Origin of the sequence: Streptomyces pacificus (assembly GCF_011766325.1) — a bacterium.
Classification (GTDB): domain Bacteria; phylum Actinomycetota; class Actinomycetes; order Streptomycetales; family Streptomycetaceae; genus Streptomyces; species Streptomyces pacificus.
Genome location: NZ_BLLG01000002.1, coordinates 81,146 through 100,434 on the forward strand (window position 1 = coordinate 81,146; position 19,289 = coordinate 100,434).

Sequence of the window (19,289 nt, forward strand, 5' to 3'; positions counted from 1 at the left end):
GCGGCATGACCGGCGCGGCGGCCACGGACCGATCAGCGGATCCGGGCCCCTCCCCAGGAAGCACATCCCGCAGCACCATCCGAACCCCCTCCTCGTGCCCGGTCCCACACCTACCGGTGAACCGGTGAACCGGTGGACCGACCTCAGCATACTCATGAGTATGACTATTCACACGGGCAATTGATCACCTGATCGATCACCGTGGGGGGGGCCGGTCACCGGCACGGGTCACCCCGCAGGTAGTCCTCGCCCCGCGACGCCCCGCGACGCGGGGCGGGGCGGGGCGGGGCGGGGCCCTGGCCGAACGGGGCGGCGGGACGGCGCGGCGGGCGGCGATGCCCCTGGCAGCCGGGGACGAACCGCCGGACATGCGTGCGCCGGGCGATGGGGGGCATACGGACTGCGGGATCCTTCGGAAAGGGACAGTGATGGAAATCTCCGGCATCTTCAGCGCGATCGTGATCGGCGTCGTCGTCGGTGTGCTCGGGCGGCTCGTGCTGCCCGGCCGCCAGCACATCGGCGTCTTGTGGACGATCGCCGTCGGTATCGTCGCCGCGCTGGTCGGCACGGCGGTCGCCGCGGCTTTCGGGGTCGCGGACACCAAGGGCGTCGACTGGATCGAATGGCTCATCCAGATCGCTCTCGCCGCAGGCGGCGTGGCCGCCCTGGACCGCGCCAAGGCACCGCGCTGAGCACTCCCCCGCGTGTGCACCAGCGGCGTCGAGCCGGGGCCGCCTGGGCGGGCGGGGCCGGGAGCGGAGCCGGTGTGCGCCGCCCGCCGGCTCCCGCCCCGGCTCCCGGCCGGTTCCCGCAGGTGGTCCTGGGCGACCGCTCACCCGCAGGGCGGCCGGTACGGGACGCCGGGCAGGTGGCGCCGCCAGGTGCCTCGGGTGAGGGAAGGGCGGCGGCCGTCGCAGGCCTGTGCGACGGCCCGCCCGAAGTCGGTCGGCAGCAGGCGGAGGGTTCCGTCGAACACGCCGGTCAGCAGGGTTCGGCCGTCCGGGGTGTAGCGGACCCCCATCACGGCCGTGGCGTAGGCGGTGAGCACGGCCTTGCTGCGGGGGGCGGACGGTGTGCCGACGTCCCAGATCGCCACTGACCGGTCGTCACTGGCCGTGGCGAGGGTACGGCCGTCCGGGCTGAAGGCGAGATGGCCGACGACGTCGCTGTGCCCGGTGATACCGGAGGTCCGCAGTGGGCGGTCCGGGTTGCTGACGTCCCACAGTCTCACCGCCTCCCGGCCGCCGCCCGCGGTCGCCAGGAGGCGGTCACGGGGGTGGAACTCCGCCCAGAAGACGCCCAGGTCGTGGGCGTTCCAGGTGCCGCGCGACGAAGGCCGGCCGGGGTCGCGGAGGTCCCACAACCGGACCGCCCCGTCCTGACCGGCCGTGGCCAGGAGCCGCCCGTCCGCGCTGAAGGCCACCGACCGGACCGTGTCCGTGTGGGCGTCGAGCGCCGCCCGGCGCCGCGGCCGGCGGGTGTCCTCGATGCCCCAGACGCTCACCGTGCCGTCCCGGTGGCCAGCGGCGAGCAGCCGGCCGTCAGGGCGGAAGGCAACGGAGTGGACAGCGCCGCCCGGGCCGGTCAGGACGGACAGCGCCGCGGGGTGCGCCGGCCTGGCCGCGTCCCACAGCCGCAGGGTCCGGTCGGCGCCCGCCGTGGCGAGGGTCCTGCGCCCGGGGCCCAGGGCCACGGCGTGCACCTCCTCCGCGTGCCCCGTCACGGTTCCCGCCCGCAGGGGGCGCCGGGGATCGCGGATGTCCCACAGACTGACGGTGTGGTCGCGGCTCCCCACGGCCAGCAAGGCGCCGTCGTCGCTCACATCGAGCGTGTAGGCCTCCGCGCGGTGCGCAGCCCACGTGGTCATGAGGGTACTGAGCAGGGCGTCGCGGGTGGTGCGCCGGGGTCTCAGCCGGTAGGAGGCGAGGGCGAGTTGGACGGCGAGTCCGGGGTCGGCCGCGTATGTCCGGGTCGCCGCCGCCGCCGCGTTCAGCGCGACGGCGTCGTTGCGCTGCCGGGTGATCTCGTGGTTCGCCCGTACCGAGAGCACCGTGGCCACCGTGGCGAGCACCGTCATCAGCGCCAGCGTGGCCAGGAGGACGCGCAGCCGCCGGGTGCGGCGTGCGGCGGACCGGATCTCGGCCGCTTCCGCGGCGAGGCTCGAACCGAGGAAGGCCTGCTCGCGGGCGCTGAGCCCCAGGTCGGACTCCGCCAGCCGGCGGGCCGTCCGCAGGCGCGCACCCCGGTAGAGGGCGCCGGGGTCCTCTCCTGCGGCCGCCCACACCTCGGCGGCCTCGGTGAGCCGCAGGTGCGCGCGGCGCTGGTCCCGGTCGGCCGAGAGCCACTCCCGCAGCCGGGGCCAGCCGCTGATCAGCGTCTCGTGTGTGATCTCCATCCGGTCCTCGTCGAGGCTGACCAGCCGGGCGGCGGCGGCCCGCTCCACGACGGCGAGGGTGGCGGCGTCCCCCTCGAGTTCCCTGTGGTCCATGCGGCGTTTGGTGTCCTCCGTGCCGACGCCGGGTGCGGTGAGCCGCAGCATGAGGCGGCGGGCGGCGGACTGCTGCTCGGCGTCCAGGGCCGTGTAGAACGCCTCCGCGCTCTTGACCAGCGCGCCCTCGATCCCGCCGACGGCTTCGAGACCGGCGAGGGTGAGCAGGTTGCCGCGCCGGCGGTGCCAGGTCTCCAGCAGGGCGTGCGACAGCAGCGGCAGCACTCCTGACCGGCCGTGTGCCTGCGCCGTGAGGGTGGCCAGCAGCGCGCCCTCCACGGTGAGCCCCGCCCGCTGGGCCGGTTGCACCACCGCGCGCCGCAGCTCGTCCAGGCTCATCGGCCCGAGCGGTACCTGTGCCTCGCGCATGGCCTCCACCAGCGCTGCGTTGCGGGTGCAGTGGGCATAGAAGTCGGCCCGCACGCCGAGCACCACCCGGCAGCCGCCAGGCAGGCCGGCGGCGGCGACCAGCGCCTCGATGAAACGGTCGCGTTCATGGTCGTCCTGACACAGTGTGAAGACCTCTTCGAACTGGTCGACGATCAGCACGGAAGGGCCGCCGGGACGGCCGGAGCGGGCGGAGGCCAGCCGCAGCGACCGGCCCAGGTCCTCCGGGTCCCGCCGCAGTTCCCGGTACAGCCCGCCCGGGGCGAGTGCCGCCAGTGCGCCCAGCCGCACCGCGCACTCCTCCAGTGGCCGGGGACCAGGGGTCAGCAGCACCGGTGCCGCAGACGGCCGCAGCGCCGGCGCCAACCCTGCCCGCAGCAGTGAGGACTTGCCCGATCCCGAGGCCCCGAGCAGCATGACGAACCGCTGCCGTGCCAGCCGTCCTACCAGGTCCGCCACCAGTTGCTCCCGGCCGAAGAACCACTGCGCGTCCTGCTCCCGGTAAGGGCGCAGGCCCGCGTACGGCGGGGGCGCCTGCGTGTCGTGTGCCGTACCGGGCCCCGGCCGCTGCCCGTCGAGCCGTCCTGCGGTGTCCCGCCAGCGGCGCTCCCACTCCCCCGGGTTGCCCCCGCAGGCGCTGACGTACGCCAGCGTCACCTCCAGTGTCGGCAGGCGCAGACCGGACGCCGCCGAGGAGAGGGTCGAGATCGAGTAGTGGGCCCGCTCCGCGAGCTTACGGTACGGCGGGCTGCCGGCCGATCTCCGCAGTTGCCGCAGACCGGCGGCGAACTCGAGGAGCGGACCGCCGCCCCCGCCGAGCGGGGTCTCCCTGCGTGGCACCGGCACTCCTCCGCCCGTCGTCGCCTCATTCCGCCGCCTGCACGGCGGGATTGATTTTTCAGGAGTTGTTTGTTCGGCGCCAGGGGGCCGAGCGCGAACAACGCAGGCCCGGTAGTCCTGGAGCGACCGACGGTGCGGAGCGTGGCCGCCAAGGGGGAACATCCGTGTACTACTTCTGCGAGCTGACCTCACATGCCCGGACGGCGTTCCCGTCGCGTCCCGGCTCCCCGCATCTGGTCGTCCGCACGGAACTCGCGGGCCGGTTCGTGTCCCGTGAGGTCGAGGCGGCTCTGCAGGCGGCCCGGTCGCTGCTGGTGCGGCGCGGTGGGTCACGCCCGTCCGCCGTGTCCCGGGCCCCCGTCGTCGTGGTCACCGACAGCGCGGCGGCCGCCGGGCGTTCGGGCTCCACGTCCGTGCTGGTGGCACCGGCGGCCATGACCGATGCCGAACTCGGCGAGCTGGGGCATGCCGAGGTGGCCGGCGTCGTCCTGCGCCCTGCCCTGCCCTGGGAACTGGTCACCGCGATCGTCAGCGTGGGCTCCGGGGGCCGCTGGGTCAGTCCCGCAGTGGGGGCCCGGCTGCTGCGCCGCCTGCCGACCGCCCCGCACCCGCTCCCCGCCTGTCTCACGGCACGTGAACGACAGGTTCTGGAACAGATCGCCCTCGGCTCGCCGAACGCCGAGATCGCCGAGGACCTGGCGATCAGCGTCCGCACGGTCAAGCACCATGTGACGAACCTGCTGATGAAGCTCGGGGCCCGGGACCGCGCGCATGCGGTGGCCATGGCCCGCCGCGGCGGTGCCCCGCGCGTCGGCGGCGGGTGAGGGCGGCGGTTCAGCACCGCAGCGCTGCCGCCGGCCGCACCCGGGACGGCACCGTCCGTGTCGCAGCCGGACGCGGCCGCAGAGCGTGCGAGGACCCGGCCGGGATCCCGGCGTTCGGGGCCAGGGCCGGCGACCCGGGCGACGGGCGGACCCGGGGTGGGCCGGGGACCGGACCGGGCCGGACCGGAGGCGGAACGGCCGCTGCGGCCGACAGGGCCGCGCCGCGCGGCCTTGCGGACCGGGCCGGGGTGCTCAGGACCCGGCCAGCTTCGTCGCCGCCTTCACCAGCTTCTCGACCCTGGGCCGCAGTGCGGCGATTTCGGACCCGTGTGCCGCGACGGCCTTCTTCATGATCCGCGCCCGCTGGGCGGCGGTCCTCTCCCCGAACCCGGTCTGCCGCGCGCACCGGGCGGATGCGACGGCCAGCCGTGACTCGTCGGCCGTCGGCACATAGCGCCGCTCGGGTACGGCCGGGAGTACCTCGACGGTTCCGGGAACCCTCTTGGGCTCCGCCGGCTCGGCGCCCTCGTGGCGGCCCATGGGGAGGCCGATCCCGAAGCTGTCGAGCGTCTGCGCACCGGGGGTCCGCTGGCGGAAGCCCTTGGCCTCGACGCAGGCGAGCAGGGGCCGCAGGGCAGCCGCGGCGACGGCGGCCTCTTCGGGGGTCTCCAGCAGTGCGTCGCGTTCGTCGGCGATGACGTTGTAGAGCCGGTAGCTCTGGTTCTGGATCTCGGAGAACTCCGTCCCCAACCTGCGGACGGCGGCGTGCCTGCATCGCTCGAACTGCTTGTCGAAGTCCCGGTCGTAGCTGAGGACACTGGCGGCTTCCGGCCGCCTGTGCTCCCCGAAGCCGAGCAGCATGGCCTGCTCGTCGGTACGGGTGGCGAAGAGCGGCTGCCGGACGTTCATATCGGTGAACGGCCGGGACCGGCGGGACAGTCCGGTCCGCTTGAGCTGCGGGTAGCCCCGCCGGTCCATGCAGTCGCCGGTGAGCCGGTTCCTGACGTATTCGATCAGATCGATGTCGCCGGCCCGGAAGATCTCGTCGGCGACCTCGTCCGCGCGGACGGCGGTCAGGTCGGGGGCCTCGGCGGCCCCCGCCGCGCAGGCCGTGAGGACCGCCGCGGCAGCCAGGCCGCACAGGGCCGTTCGGGTTCGTCGTTCTCGCATCGCTGCCTCCCTTGGGGGCAAAGGACGGGGGGACGGGGCCGGTCGCCGACGATGTGGACGGTCGGCGACCGGCCCGGCCCGGCTAGCAGAGTCGCTCGTGGCGGTCGTTGCGGTTGTTGATGTCGCCGAGGTGGTACCGGGCGTTGTCGTTCGGGAACTCCCGCCAGGTCCACAGCCCGCCGGAGTAGTTGCCCACCCGGATCCGGCACCGGGTGTCACGGTTGGTGACCTGCAGCGCGTTGTCCTGCACCGGCTTGCTGGAGACCCGGTAGCTGTACTGGTCGTAGTACATGAAGTTGTTGCCACCGTGGTTCGCGGTGTACCAGAACTGCTTCTGGTACGTGTCGCCTGCGCTGTACCAGAAGCAGATCTCGCCGTGGGCGCAACCGGGCTTGCCGTCCCCGTTGTCGGCGTGCGCCGCACCCGGCATGAGCGCCGGGGCCACGACCGCGAGGGCGGCCGCCGCGGCCACCAGGCGGAAGGTACGAACGTTCATGGTTCTCCTCCCTTCCGGGCCGGGCCGTCAGCAGACCCGCTCGTGGCGGTCGTTGGTGTTCCTGATCTCGCCGAGGCCGCGGCGCACGTGGTCGTTGGGGAAGTACCGCCACGTCCACAGTCCGGTGGCCGGACTGCGGTTGCCGACCCGCACATCACACTGGGTGTCCCTGTTGGTGATCTCGACCGCGTTGTCCTGCATCCGGATGCCGGTGGGCTGCCCGGCCCACCAGGTGTAGTCCCCATGGTTCGCCGTGTACCAGAACTGCTTGGTCCACAGCACGGCACCGCTGTAGCGCCAGAAGCAGATCTCTCCCGAGTTGCACGCGGTCCTGCCGTCCCCGTTGTCGGCGTGCGCCGCACCCGGAGTGGCCAGTGCGCCCACCACGGCCAGTGCGACCGCGGCCGCCGCGGCGTGCCGCCCTCTCTTCGAACCCACCGGTACCTCCCTGTTCGACTGCGCCCACGTCCGGACGCGACGCAGTCGACGATAGGAAGGCGGGCCGGCGGACACATCGGACCCGGGTACAGGGCACGGTTCCGCTCACCGGTGCGCCGGGCGCCGGGTCCGGGGCACGGTGCCCCGGACCCGGCGCATCGTCGTGGGTGCCGGGCCTTGCCGTGCCGTGCCGCGTTGTCACGGTCGTCGCGCCGGGCGCGGGAATATCCGTCACCCGGGCCCCGGTTCGCCCCACCTGCGCCCCGGCCGTCCGCCCGGCGCCGCGGGAAGTGGGGCCGGGCCGACTCGGGCGCCGCTCGGCCCGGCGGCGCCGGGGCCCCGGCGCCGCCGGGCCGGGTCGGGCGCCTGCCCCGGAAACATCCGCACCGACATATCGGAGGGCGCCTGCCCGCACGGAAACGTGTCACAACACCTGTATTCCTAGGAGCAGTTCAGTCCCCCACGCGCTCCCTCGCATGTCGCGCCCGCCGGTGATGCCGGGACCAGATGCCCCGAACTCCGGGCAAACGGCGTACCCTGCATCACACCATTCCCACCACCGGCAGCAGGCACAGCCTCGTCAGGAGAGCACGATGACATCGACGCCCACCGCAACGCACAGCATCGAATCGACAACTGCGCTGCTTCAGGCGGAGCTTCCTGAACTGGAGCAGCAGCAGGTCGCACTGCAGACGGAACTCGCCGCGGTCTCGGACCGGCTGGAGTCGGTGCGCGCGGCCCTGGCGGCGCTCAGCGCGCTGTCGGCGACCGTGGTCCCGGCGCCGCGCGCCGCCGAGCCCCCCGCCGGCGCCCCCGCGGCGCCGCAGGCTCCAGCGGAGCCCGTCGCGGACATCGACATGGAGGCGTTCCCCAGCGAATCCGCCGCCGAGGTTCCCACGCCGGATGAGAGGACCGCTGAGGCCGCCGTGGAGAACGCCGCGGAGAACGCGGTGGAGACCCCGGATGAGACCGCCGGGACCAGGTCCGTGACCGGCTCCGGCACCTCCCGTACGTCCCGCAGGACCGCTACCGCCCCGAAGTCCAAGGCGAAGAAGCCCGCCGCCGCCTCCAGGCGTCGCCCGGCGGGGAAGGCGCCCACCGCACCGGGCAGGTCCGTGAAGTCGAAGGCCAGGACGCAGTCCGCGGACTCGGCGAGGAAGACGGCGGACGAGGTGGCGGCGGCCGGGGCGGCCCCGGAGTCCGGGGGGCTGACGGAGCAGGTGATCGCCGTGCTGTCCCGCCAACTCGGCACCGCCCTGCGGGCCCGCGACGTGGCCCAGGCCCTCGGGCGTGACGACAGCGCGGGGAACATCAACACCGTGCGCAGCACCCTCGACCGGCTGGTCGCCACCTCCCGTGCGCGCCGCGCGGGCCGCGGCCTCTACCAGGCCCCGACCGGCTGAACCGTGCACCCCGGCGGCGCGGCGAAACGCCTCGCGGCGCCACCGCCCGGACGGCCGCACCCGTCGGCAGGGGTCCCGGCAGGCAGGTCCCTGCCGGGGCCTGCCTGCCGGGACTCGCCGGGGCCTCCCGGGGACCGGCTGAGCACCTCTGCGGAGCGTGGCACGGACGGCCGGGGCGGTGCGTACCGGGTCGGGTGACGGGCGCGAAGCGACTCGCCCGAGGGCCCCGCGCCTGCGGGCCGTCGGCGGCGCCCTCAGCCGTAGCGGCGCAGTTCGTGGAAGAAGTCGTCGATGATGTGCAGCCGGCCGGCGCGGACCGTCTCGTCGTACACGTACTTGCCGACGGCCAGGTCGAGGACCCCGAGGCCGAAGGGCGAGAACACCACCGGCCGGTCACCGGGTACCCGTGCCCGACCGGACATGACGTCGGCGAGGGTGCCGGTGAGGAACTCCCGGTTGCCGGTCTGCTGTTCGGCCAGATGCGGGGAGGTGTCGGCCTTGAGGCAGTGCTCGACGTCGTCGACGACGTTGGCCGAGGCGAGGATGATCTCGGGGGCGAGGTCGCGCAGGGAGACGTGCAGCACCAGCGGGTTGTGCCCGAGCCAGGACGGGTCGGTGACGTGCGGTTTCGCGGCGATGGTGGCGAAGACCACCATGTCGCTCGAGCGGATGAGGTCCTCGGGGCCGTCGTGGACGGCGACCCGGCCCGGGGTGCCCGCCTGCTTCAGATAGCCGGCGAATCCGGCCGCGCTCTCCGGCGCGGTGTCGTGCACCCCGATCTCGTCGAAGGACCAGCCGGTGCCGGCGAGGAAGGTGTGGATGTAGCGGGCGATCAGCCCGGTGCCGAAGAACCCGACCCGTGACGGGCGTTCGGGCCGTTCTCGGCCGAGCCGGTCGGCTGCGAGGGCCGCCATCGCGGCGGTTCTCGTGGCGCTGATGATGGAACTCTCCAGGCAGGCGAACGGGTAGCCGGTGTCGTGGTCGTTGAGGATCAGCACCGCCGAGGCCCGGGGGATGCCCGCGGCGACGTTGTCGGGGAAACTGGAGATCCACTTGAGGCCGTCCACGCGGACCTGCCCGCCGACGGAGGCCGGCAGGGCGATGATCCGGGAGTTGGGGCGGTCGGGGAACCTGAGGAAGTACGAGGGCGGATTCACGGAGTCACCCGTGGCGTGCAGCCGGTAGGTGGCTTCGACCAGGTCGGTGATCTGCTTCTCTCGATGCTGCAGGGCGCTTTGCACCTGGGCGCCGGAGATCACGGCGAACGGTGGCACTGCGGTCGGCTGGGACATTGGGAGACTCCCGGGTACGGAGCGGATGGCGGATGGCGGATGCGAAGTCGCCGGGGGGAGGCGGGGCCGGACCGGCCGGGCCGAGGGGGGCTGGCGCAGGCCGCGGCGGTCGTCATCCGGCCGGTCCGCCCACCGGCCGGGGCCGGCGCGCCGTTGCGGGTGGGCCGGCCCGACGAGGATCCCGCGGGGGACCGTCGCACGGTTCGCGGCAGTGGGCGGTGCGGATGCCGCCGACGAGCCTCAGGTCGCCGGGCTGCCAGGGTTCGCGGACCGCGTGGGCCTCAGAGACCCCGCACACCCCGCAGGCCCCGCAGAGGGTCTGGCGGAGTCCCGGCCCGTGTCCGTTCGTATCTCCATCGTGTCCCTCCTCGGTTCCTCAGGTCGTGTGGGGCGGCGTCACAGCGCCGTCCGTCGGCGGGCGTATGTGTCATCCGGCGCCACGGTGTGAGGGAGGCACCGGGTACGCCCGTGTGCGGGAGCCCTGTGGTCATCTTCCCTGACCGCGCCGCCGCGCCACCGTGCGTTAGGGGGAACTTCGGCGGCGACCGGCACAGGATCACGGTGTGTCACGCAGACCGGGGCTGCGCCGATCCGCTCCGACCGGGAACCGGACCGGTACCCGCTGCGGGAACCCCGGTGGGCCGAGGCCGTACCCGCGTCCCGGTGGCGGAGCCGCTCATACGCGTGTCGCACACCGCCCGTCTGCGCGGCCGCACGGCTCTTCTCCCCGGAACCGGCTGTTCGAGGGTCGCCCTTGGGGACCACCGCGGCGGCGGATGGGGACCCTCCCTTCGGCAGGCACCGAACAATCGCCCGCAGACAGGATCGGACACGCCGGGCCCCGCCAGCGGGATACACAAGTCGATACGGCGGTCGGTTTCCGCCGCTGGTGGAGGCCCTGGGCACCGAGGTCCGCACGCGTCGTCACCGCAGCACCACCGGAGCCGGCGCGGGCGGATCCCCCCAGGGAGCGCATCGACGGTGTGCGGAGGCCGTGGGCGCCGGACGGCCGCCGCGTAGGGCTGAACCAGTACCTGAACCCGCACGACGGCACGGCCCGTGCCGAGGGACGGCATCGAACTCCGCGCGGCGGTTCCCGGCCTGGGCGTCCGCTGCGCCGGCGCCGGCACCACCGGCGCGCCGACGGGATGCGCGCGCCGCCTGCGCCCGTGCACCGCCCGCTGCCCATGGCGGCCGTGCACAGCTTCGGCTCGCTCACCTTCGGCGCCACCCCGGGCCGGATCACTGGCGACGGCCGGATGCGGTGGCCACCGCCCGCCGGGGTGGGTGGAAGCGCTCTACCGGAGCAACCGGGGCGACGGCCGCGCGGGAGGCGGTCGCTCGCCCGTCGGAGCGCCTGTCCCCGCCCCCTCCCCCGCGCTCGGCCCCCACCGGGCGTCCGCGGAACAGCCCGGCACGGCGCCCCGGGGAACCGCACCGCCGGACGAGGCTCCGCGGCGCGGTGAGGCGGCAGGTACCGCGGGTCACCAGTTCCGCAGGCGCTCCCGCAGTTCCTCCGCGCCGGTCACGAACCACGTCTGGCGACCCCGGTTGCACTCCCGGACGAAGTCGCCGAGCGCGGAGGAGCCGTCCGCACGGGTGGAGATGTCGCCGGATACCGCCAGGCCCAGCCGGTAGTTGACGAACTTCTGCACGATCTCCCCGGCGACGCGCGTGCGGAGTCTGAAGAACGACTCGTCGAAGCGCTCCACGGGGACGACGACCCAGCGGGCACCCTGGTACAGGGCGTCACCGATGAGGTCAAGGGCATCGGCTTCGCCGCCGACGGGCGTGCCTTCCGCGCCGCAGAACAGCACGGGGACGCCGTGGATCTCCTCCAGGGTGGTCATGAGACCCCAACGTAGCCCCCGCGCGGGAGGGTGTCGACGGCGATACCCGGGTGTGGCGGCAGCCCGGCCGGCCGCGGTGCGGCACCGCGGTCGGCCGGGCTGCCCGGTACCGCCGGCCGGGGGCGGCTACGGAGCCATCTCGTACGTCCCGGACAGCGCCGCTACCCGCTCCCAGACCCGTGCCGAGCGGGCCTCGTCGACGGCGGGCCGGCGCACGGCGTCGAGCGCCCAGCGCTGCTGCCGCTCGGTGGCGGAGTCCTTGCCGTGCAGTTCGACGGCGTAACCGGAGAAGTCGCGGACCAGGACGGCGAAGAGCTCGTCCAGCACGTCCTGGTCGAGTCCGGTGGTCCGGGCCTGCTCGAGGATCAGCTGGCCGTACACCACCAGCGCGAAAAGCTGGCCTACGGCGAGGAGGAGGTCCAGGTCGCGGCTCTGCTCCTCGTCGGGGGCGGCCGTGTCGGCGAACGCGCACAGCGCGTCGGCCTGTTCGCGCAGGCGGGCGACGTTCGGCACCGCGGCGTAGGTATCGAAGGCGGCCCGCCAGTCATGGAAGCGGATGGAGCCGAGGCCACGGGCCGGACCCTGCCGGAAGAGGAACTCGTCGTCGGCCGCGTCGAGCCGAGCGGGCACCTCGGGGTAGTCCGCCGGGTCGAGCAGGTGGTTGCGCATGAACTTCAGGATCAGCGCGAGGTTGACGTGGACCGTCCCCTCGAGCTTGGGCAGGCCCCGGATCTCGGCCGCGGCCTGGGCGAAGTAGTTGTCCTTCTCGAAGCCCTTGGCCGCGATGACGTCCCACATCAGGTCGATGACCCTCTCGCCCTCGGTGGTGACCTTCATCTTGGTCATCGGGTTGAAGAGCAGATAGCGGCGGTCGTCCGGGCCTGCGGAGCGGAAGTAGTCGACGGCGCGGTCGCTGAACAGCTTCATGCCGGCGAGGCGTACGTAGGCGTCGGTCAGTTCGCGCCGCACGTGCGGGAACGCGGTGACGGGGCGGCCGTACAGGATGCGGTTGTGGGCGTGGGTGACGGCCTCGTACATCGCGTGCTCGCAGATACCGATCGAGGCGGTGCAGAGGTTGAACTTGCCCACGTTGACGGTGTTGAGGGCGGCGTCGAAGGCGGCACGGCCGGTGTGGAGGACGTCCTCCGGCGCCACCGGATAGTCCTCGAGCCTGAACTCGCTGACATACTTGGAGGAGTCGACGACGTTCTTCACCAGGTGGTAGGCGGGATGACGGCTGTCGGCGGCGAAGAAGACATAGCCGTCCGGGCCCTCGACATCGGTGCGGCGGCCGAAGACGGAGACGAGCCCGGCGGCGTTGCCGTTCCCGATGTAGTACTTGGACCCGGAAGCCCGGAAACCGCCGTCGCCGTCGGGGTCCAGCAGCATGTCGGTGGAGTAGATGTCGGCACCGTGGGTCTTCTCGGAGAGCCCGAACGCGAACACCCGGCCCTGGGCGAGAAGTTCCGCCGCACGGGCGCGGGCGGCGGCGTTGCCGCTCTGCCACACCGGCCCGAGGCCGAGGACGGTGACCTGCCAGGCATACCAGTAGTCGAGGCCGTAGAACCCGAAGATCTCGTTGAGGGCGGCGATGCGGGCGGTGTCCCAGCGCTGGTCGGACCGGGCGGCGTCGGCCGCCGGAGTCAGGAAGGTCGCGAACAGGCCCTCCTTGGCGGAGAACGCGAGGAAATCCTCCAGCCAGACGCGGGAGCGGTAGTCCTCGATCAGCCTGCGCTTGCCGCGGGCCTCGAACCAGTCGACCGTGGCGCGCAGCAGCCTGCGGGTCTCGGGGTCGAAGTGCGCGGGGTCGTAGGTGCGGGGGTTGAACAGGAGTTCGTCGGCCATCGGATACGCCTTCCGGAGATCGGGGGTCGGAGCTCGCGGGTCGGAGGTCGGAGGTCGGACGGGTGAGCGCGGGTGGCGCGGCTCGCCGCGAACCGTCACCACCGCACGGTGCGTGCGTTCGCCGCGGGGTGGGCGGGGCACAGGGGCGGACCCGATGCACGTGCCCGCTTCAGGCGCCCGGAGGTGCGGCGCCGAGCCGGTGGAGGGTGGCGAGGACGTCGTCGAGCCAGGCGATGGTCATCCGCTCGTAGGCGACGCCTCCGCGGAGCACGACATGCTGGAGCTCCTGGCGGATGCCGGGCGGCTGAGGCGCCCCGGGCCCGGTGAAGTCCCGCTGCTCCCCCGACAGGTAGTGCGCCAGCCGAGCCCTGTGAGCCTCGCGGTGCCGCTCGACCTCGGAGATCAGCGCCGCCGGGTCGTCGAAGGCGGCACCGCGGATCTTCACGGCGAGTTCATGGCGGATGCTCTCCGGCTCGACCGGTTCATGCAGCCACTGCGAGAGGGCGGCACGGCCCGGGGCGGCGACCTCGTACTCCTTCTTGTCCGGCCGGCCCTGCTGGGCCACTTCGCGGACCCGCAGCAGGCCGTCGCCCTCCATACGCTTCAGGACGCGGTAGATCTGCTGATGGGTGGCGGTCCAGAAGTACCCGATGGACCGCTCGAACCGGCGCGCCAGCTCATAGCCGGAGCCCGGTTGCTCCAGCAGGGAGACGAGGATCGCGTGTTCGAGAGCCATGCACCCGATCCTTGTGTGCAACTCGTTGCATAGGCAAGTGGAGGGGCGCGGATGAGACGCGACTCACCCGGGCGGGCCGCTGCGCCGCCGCTAACGGGGCCGAGGGCGCATCCGCCCGGGGCGGACGGCTGCCGCGGCACGGTGAGCCGCTCCCGTGCCGCGCGGATACGGCCCGGGAGCCCACTCCGCCGGGCGGGTGCGCACCGTCTCGGCGACGGGAACCAGACCGGCGCCGAACGGGTGCCCGCGGCGGCTGCGCCGGTGCGCCCGGGCGCGCCCCTTCCGGGGCGCGGGCACACGGCGGGGCCTCTTCGTCCCGCGCTGTGTTGCGTTGCGCTGCCTTGTGCTGCGTTGTGCTGCGCTGCGCTGTTCCGCTAGAAGGTCAGGTTCCAGGCGTCGATACGGCCGGTGTCCTGCGCCGCGGAGTCCCGTACGCGCAGCTTCCAGGTGCCGGCGGCCACTTCCGACGAGGCGTTCACCGTGTACGTCTTCACGACGTCGTCTGCGCTGTCGCCGTCCGGGAAGTCCTCCAGCAGGTACACCGTCCCGTCCGGAGCGACGAGGGAGAGCACCAGGTCACCCCGGTACGTGTGCGTGATGTCCACACCCACGACAAGCGCGGCGGGGGCGTTGCCGGTGATACCGGTGACCGTGATGGGCGACTCGACGGTGGCGTTGTCGCGGACGGCCACATCCGCGGTGTTCTCGAAGTAGCGGCCCGCGGGCGGTGCGGCGCCGACCGCCTTCAGTGCGTCGACCTGCCCCTCGCCGAAGAACGCGTTGTCAGCGGTCGTACCCGTGCAGCGGCCGTCGGACGGGCAGGCGGTGTCGTTGGCCTGCGCGGCGAGGCGGGCACGCAGCTCGGCCGGAGTCGCGGCCGGGTCGGTGCTCACCATCAGGGCGGCGACACCCGCCACGTGCGGGGAGGCCATCGACGTGCCGCTCTTGCTGCCGTAGGTGCCGCCCGGGACCGTCGAGTACACCCCGTGCACGCCGTCACCGCCCGGCGCGGCGATGTCGATGACGTCACGGCCGAAGTTGGAGTACGACGCCTTGGCGTTGCCGTTCCCCGTCGCGGCGACCGTGACGACCCCCGGGAGCTCCGTCGGGATGTCGATGCAGGCGTTGGTGATGGTGCGGGTCACCGGCGTCGAGTCGTTGGGGCTGGACCTGTCGATCCGCTTGTTCGCCAGGTCGTAGTTGGAGTTGCCGGCGGCGGCGACCTGGAGCGATCCCTTGCCCTCCGCGTACTGCTGGGCGCGCTTCACGCCCTCGATGATCGCGGCCTGGTCGGTGTCGTCCGGGCAGTTGAACATCCACGGATCGGTGTAGTAGCTGTTGTTGGTGACCCTGAAGCCGTGGTCGCCGGCCCATACGAAGCCGCAGATGGTGTTCTCTGCGAAGAACATGCCGGTGCCCGGTTCGGCGATACGGACGGACGAGATCCGCACCCCGGGGGCGACACCGACGACGCCCCTGCCGTTCCTGGCGGCGGCGATGGTACCCGCCACATGGGTGCCGTGGTCGCCGATGTCGCGCCAGGCACCGGCTCGGGTGTCGGGCCGGCCATAGGCGCAGGAGACCGAGTCCGCCGCGTTGAAGTTGGGCGCGATGTCCTGGTGGAGGTCGTCGACACCGGTATCGAGGACACCGACCTTGACCGCGGCGGAACCGGTGCTGACCTCCCACGCCTTGTCCGCCCTGATCTGGGTCATGTCCCAGCGGTTGGCCTCGGCGATGGTGGTCGGCACCTGGGACGGCGCAGCGGGCAGCGCGGGGTTGTACGCGTCGGCGGGAACGTCCGACGTACGGGTCGCTCCGACCTGCTGCACGCCCGGCACGCCGCGCATGGTGCCGGCGAAGGACGAGGACGCGGAGTGGGCCACGATCACACCGATGGCATCGTAGTCCGCGAAGACCGTACCGCCGTTGGCTGTGACGGCAGCACGCACGGCAGATGTGCCACCGGGCGCGGTGATCACCAGATAGGCGCGGGTCCCGGCGGCACGGACGGCCTGCGGGGCGGCGGGAGCCGCCGACACGACCGGTGCGCTCGCGGCCTGGGGCGCGGCCTGTGCGGCGCTCGTGGGAAGCGCCGCCACCAGGGCGGCGCCTATCGCGGCACACGCGACGAACGGACGTCTCAGTCGGCTGGATATGAGGGGGGTGGGCAAGGCATCCTCCGAAAGCCCGGTCACACCGAGGCGCGCGCGGGCGTGCGATGAGCGGAATGGACGCAAGATCTCAGACCGCGGCGCCGCGGGGGAAGGTGTCTTTCGCGCCCAACTTCTGCCGGGGCAAAAGTGGTTGGCGAGTATTCCGCCCGTTATGGAGGCCCGTCGGACGGCTTGTCTCATCGGCGGCCGGCATGTACTGCCCGGCGGTCTCGTGGCGCGGGAGCCGCCCCCGCGGAGGATGCGCTCGACGCGTTGGACGCAGTGTGGAGCGCCGACCGGATCACCCCGGACCCGGCGCGGAGCGCGCCCGATCCTCCGTAGCCCGGAGGCCGGGGGCTCCATCGCGATCCGGTGCGGGCCGCAGCGGGCGGCGACGGCCGACCACTCGCACCGGCCGCCGAGGCGGGGCAGCGGGTCCCGGTGCCGTCCCGGCCGGGACGAGTGGTGCGAGGCGAGCGGTACGGCATGCGGGGTGCGGTAATGCGGAGTGCGCCAATGCGGGGTACGGGGCGAGCGGTACGGAACCGGCCCGCCGCTGCGACGTCCTCGCTGCCGAGTCGCTCCGCCCCGCGCGGGCCGGCTGACCTGCGCCGCCCCACCGGTCCGTGCGGCACGACCGACCCGGTGCGGACCTCCGGCGCGGGACCCCTCGACCGGCGCGGGCCGTCAGACGGCGGGAACCGGCCGCGGGCCGGGGACGGCGATCCAGTGGAGGACGGTCTCCACCGTCCGGTCGTCGAGCGCGCTGAGGACGTCGATCGCGTCCAGATCGCCGGGGAGCGGAGCGACGCCGTTGGCGGTCAGGGCCGAGTGCAGGTCCAGTCGCCGGCGGTCGTGCGCTGCGATCGGGAGGGACAGCCGCTGCTCCGCGACGGGTGGCCGGAGGCCGCCCTCGACATCCGCCGCCGCCGGGTTCGGCCCGGCCGCGGAGTGCACCCCGTCGATGTCCAGCGCTCCGAGAGCCCGGTAGGGCCCGGCAACCGCGTCCGGCACCACCGACGACGGCGAAGGAAGGGGCTCAGCGGTCATGAAAGCCTCCAGGGTTGCGTCACTGACACCACGCAGGGCGCTCCCCGGTGGCCGGATGGTTCCTCTCCGTCGCGCACATCACCCGTACGCCCCCAAAAACCACGTCATCACACCATCTCCCCACCGAGGGCCGCAAACGGCCGGGCGCCCGCCCCCTCCCCCTCGCCCCTCCCCTACGGACAGTGCGCCCCGCCGTACGGGCAGTCCGTTCCGGCGAGTCACAGAGCTGCCGGCCCCCGAACTCCCGGCCGGCGCGCCGGCCGCTGTCCACGGGACCTGCCGCGACAGCCCAGGAGGGTGGAGGGCAGGGAGGGCGGCGGAGCGCCGGCTCCGGGGCCGTGACACGACCGGGGCGCCGAACAGGATCACCGAAACCCTGACAAGGGTGGATGAACCAGGCGTAGGCTGGTCGGAACGCCGCAGCGCAGTGCACAGGGACGACGGAGGCGGCGCATGACCGACCCACGTGGCTTCCTCAGCATCCCCCGGCGGCCCGTCCCGCCGCGCCCGGTCGAGGAGCGCCTGGGCGACTGGCGGGAGGTCCACGCGGGGCAGGCGCTGCTCCCGCTCGTGTCCGAGCAGGCCAAACGCTGCATGGACTGCGGCATCCCGTTCTGCCACAGCGGCTGCCCACTGGGCAATCTCATCCCCGAGTGGAACGCGTACGCCTCGCGCGGAGACTGGCGTGCCGCGGCGGAACGGCTGCATGCGACCAACAATTTCCCCGAGTTCACCGGGAGGCTCTGTCCGGCACCCTGCGAGGACGCGTGCGTCCTGGCGATCAACACCGATCCGGTGACGATCAAGAACGTCGAACAGGCGATCGCCGACGAGGCGTGGGCGCGGGGATACACACCGCCGCAGCCACCACAGCGACTGAGCGGCAAGACCGTCGCCGTCATCGGGTCCGGTCCGGCGGGACTGGCGGCGGCGCAGCAGCTGACCCGCACCGGTCACACCGTGGTGGTCTACGAGCGCGAGGACCGGCCGGGCGGGCTCCTCCGCTACGGCATACCCGAGTTCAAGATGGAGAAGCACCATCTCGACCGCCGCATCGAGCAGATGCGGGAGGAGGGCACCAAATTCCGGACCGGTGCGGACGTCGGCGGCGAGCTGGACGCCGCCGAACTCCGGAGGCGCCATGACGCGCTGATCGTGGCCGTGGGCGCGACCGAGCGGCGCGAGCTGCCGGTGCCGGGCCGCGAGTTGGACGGGGTCCACCAGGCCATGGACTATCTGACCTGTGCGAACCGGGTCCGGGAGGGCGACTACGCCGCTCCCCCGGTGAGCGCCGAGGGCAGGCACACCGTGATCGTCGGTGGTGGCGACACCGCCTCCGACTGCCTCGGCACCGTTCTGCGCCAGGGCGCGCGCTCCGCGGTGCAGCTGGACATCAATCCGGAACCCGGGGGGACGAGGCCGGACATCCAGCCGTGGCCCGTGACCCATCCGAAGGTCTACCGGATCTCCCATGCCCATGCGGAAGCACGAGGCCGCGAGGGAGTCGATCCCAGGCTGTTCTCGACGGCGACCCTGCACTTCGAAGGCGATGACGCGGGGCGGGTACGGGCCCTATGCCTGACGGCGGTGGAACCGGCGGCGAGGAGCCCGCTACCGGGAACGGAGCGGGCGCTCCCGGCGGACCTCGTCCTGATCGCCCTCGGCTTCTCCGGCCCCGAGCAGGGCTCGGGGCTGATGACGCAGCTGGGGCTGACCGTCGACGACCGCGGGAACTTCGCCCGGGACGGCACGTTCGCCGCGCTGCCGTCCCGGCCGGACGGCCAGGACGCCTCCGCCGAGCAGGACGCCTCCGCCGAGCAGGACGCCTCCGCCGAGCAGGACGCCTGCGCCGGGCGGGACACCCCGCCGGGCGAGGAGCACGGCCCGGTGGTCTTGCCGGAGCGCACGACCGGGCGGACCCCGGCGGACGGGGTGTTCATCGCGGGCGACGCGGGGCGCGGGCAGTCCCTGGTGGTATGGGCCATCGCAGAGGGACGCGCGGCCGCCGCGGCGGCAGATCGCTATCTCTGCGGGTCCACCGTGCTGCCGTCGCCGATCGCACCGCGGGACCGGCCCCTGGCTTCCTGACACTGCTGCCGGGCGGGCGCGGCCGCAGCAGGCCGACCCGGCAGCACCGCCGATCACGGATCATGACCCGCGGGACGTCGACGCCTCGGCGTGCCAGGGCGAGCGCGACCCGGACCCACCTGGCCCGCCCCGCAGCAGGGCGAGAAGTCGCGGGCCGGCCGACTCCCGCAGTGAGGACTTCCGGCAGCAGGGCCGGCCGGCGGTCCGGCGGCGAAGGCGCCCGCAC

General features: G+C 73.3%; 14 protein-coding genes. 4 read left to right on the forward strand and 10 right to left on the reverse strand.

Annotation, left to right across the window (positions count from 1 at the left end; genetic code table 11):
• Window positions 1-428 precede the first annotated feature (428 nt).
• Window positions 429-692 carry a GlsB/YeaQ/YmgE family stress response membrane protein gene (locus SCWH03_RS03310; protein ID WP_173261539.1) on the forward strand — a complete coding sequence of 88 codons (264 nt, stop codon included), beginning with the start codon at window positions 429-431 and terminating at the stop codon, window positions 690-692.
• 140 nt (window positions 693-832) lie between these two features.
• On the opposite strand, the gene SCWH03_RS03315 is transcribed toward SCWH03_RS03310, so the two are convergent.
• Window positions 833-3,715, reverse strand: a complete 2,883-nt coding sequence (locus tag SCWH03_RS03315) for an nSTAND1 domain-containing NTPase (RefSeq protein WP_173261541.1) — start codon at window positions 3,713-3,715, stop codon at window positions 833-835.
• A gap of 164 nt (window positions 3,716-3,879) precedes the next feature.
• Between SCWH03_RS03315 and SCWH03_RS03320 the strand changes: the two genes are divergently transcribed.
• On the forward strand, window positions 3,880-4,539 hold the full coding sequence (locus SCWH03_RS03320; protein WP_173261543.1) for a helix-turn-helix transcriptional regulator: 660 nt from the start codon (window positions 3,880-3,882) through the stop codon (window positions 4,537-4,539).
• A gap of 252 nt (window positions 4,540-4,791) precedes the next feature.
• On the opposite strand, the gene SCWH03_RS03325 is transcribed toward SCWH03_RS03320, so the two are convergent.
• The 3 genes from SCWH03_RS03325 to SCWH03_RS03335 all read right to left on the reverse strand — a co-directional run bounded on the left by SCWH03_RS03325 (window position 4,792) and on the right by SCWH03_RS03335 (window position 6,643).
• Window positions 4,792-5,709 carry a hypothetical protein gene (locus SCWH03_RS03325; RefSeq protein ID WP_173261546.1) on the reverse strand — a complete coding sequence of 306 codons (918 nt, stop codon included), beginning with the start codon at window positions 5,707-5,709 and terminating at the stop codon, window positions 4,792-4,794.
• 82 nt (window positions 5,710-5,791) lie between these two features.
• Window positions 5,792-6,205 carry a hypothetical protein gene (locus SCWH03_RS03330; protein ID WP_173261548.1) on the reverse strand — a complete coding sequence of 138 codons (414 nt, stop codon included), beginning with the start codon at window positions 6,203-6,205 and terminating at the stop codon, window positions 5,792-5,794.
• 27 nt (window positions 6,206-6,232) lie between these two features.
• Window positions 6,233-6,643, reverse strand: coding sequence for a hypothetical protein (locus SCWH03_RS03335; protein ID WP_173261549.1), 411 nt, complete (start codon window positions 6,641-6,643; stop codon window positions 6,233-6,235).
• 593 nt (window positions 6,644-7,236) lie between these two features.
• Between SCWH03_RS03335 and SCWH03_RS03340 the strand changes: the two genes are divergently transcribed.
• Window positions 7,237-8,046 (forward strand): hypothetical protein, encoded by an 810-nt coding sequence (locus tag SCWH03_RS03340; protein WP_173261551.1) that lies wholly within the window; start codon window positions 7,237-7,239, stop codon window positions 8,044-8,046.
• Between the two features lie 254 nt (window positions 8,047-8,300).
• Here SCWH03_RS03340 and sbnB read toward each other — a convergent pair whose 3' ends face one another.
• From sbnB to SCWH03_RS03370, 6 genes are all read right to left on the reverse strand, one after another.
• Complete coding sequence (gene sbnB / locus SCWH03_RS03345; RefSeq protein WP_173261553.1) at window positions 8,301-9,338, reverse strand: 2,3-diaminopropionate biosynthesis protein SbnB; 1,038 nt, start codon at window positions 9,336-9,338, stop codon at window positions 8,301-8,303.
• Window positions 9,339-10,822: 1,484 nt separating this feature from the next.
• Complete coding sequence (locus tag SCWH03_RS03350; protein WP_173261555.1) at window positions 10,823-11,188, reverse strand: DUF4180 domain-containing protein; 366 nt, start codon at window positions 11,186-11,188, stop codon at window positions 10,823-10,825.
• 126 nt (window positions 11,189-11,314) lie between these two features.
• Window positions 11,315-13,033, reverse strand: a complete 1,719-nt coding sequence (locus SCWH03_RS03355) for an acyl-CoA dehydrogenase family protein (RefSeq protein WP_173261557.1) — start codon at window positions 13,031-13,033, stop codon at window positions 11,315-11,317.
• 169 nt (window positions 13,034-13,202) lie between these two features.
• The gene (locus tag SCWH03_RS03360) at window positions 13,203-13,769 is read right to left on the reverse strand and encodes a PadR family transcriptional regulator (protein WP_173261559.1); all 567 of its coding nucleotides are present in this window, start codon (window positions 13,767-13,769) and stop codon (window positions 13,203-13,205) included.
• Window positions 13,770-14,143: 374 nt separating this feature from the next.
• Window positions 14,144-15,943: a S8 family peptidase gene (locus SCWH03_RS03365; RefSeq protein WP_173261561.1), complete on the reverse strand. Its 1,800-nt coding sequence runs from the start codon at window positions 15,941-15,943 to the stop codon at window positions 14,144-14,146.
• A gap of 669 nt (window positions 15,944-16,612) precedes the next feature.
• A complete protein-coding gene (locus SCWH03_RS03370; protein WP_173261563.1) occupies window positions 16,613-16,975 on the reverse strand; it encodes a hypothetical protein in 363 nt (120 codons plus the stop codon).
• A gap of 453 nt (window positions 16,976-17,428) precedes the next feature.
• Here SCWH03_RS03370 and SCWH03_RS03375 point away from each other — a divergent pair, with 453 nt between their 5' ends.
• Window positions 17,429-19,063, forward strand: a complete 1,635-nt coding sequence (locus SCWH03_RS03375; RefSeq protein WP_173261565.1) for a glutamate synthase subunit beta — start codon at window positions 17,429-17,431, stop codon at window positions 19,061-19,063.
• The last annotated feature ends 226 nt before the right edge of the window (window positions 19,064-19,289 follow it).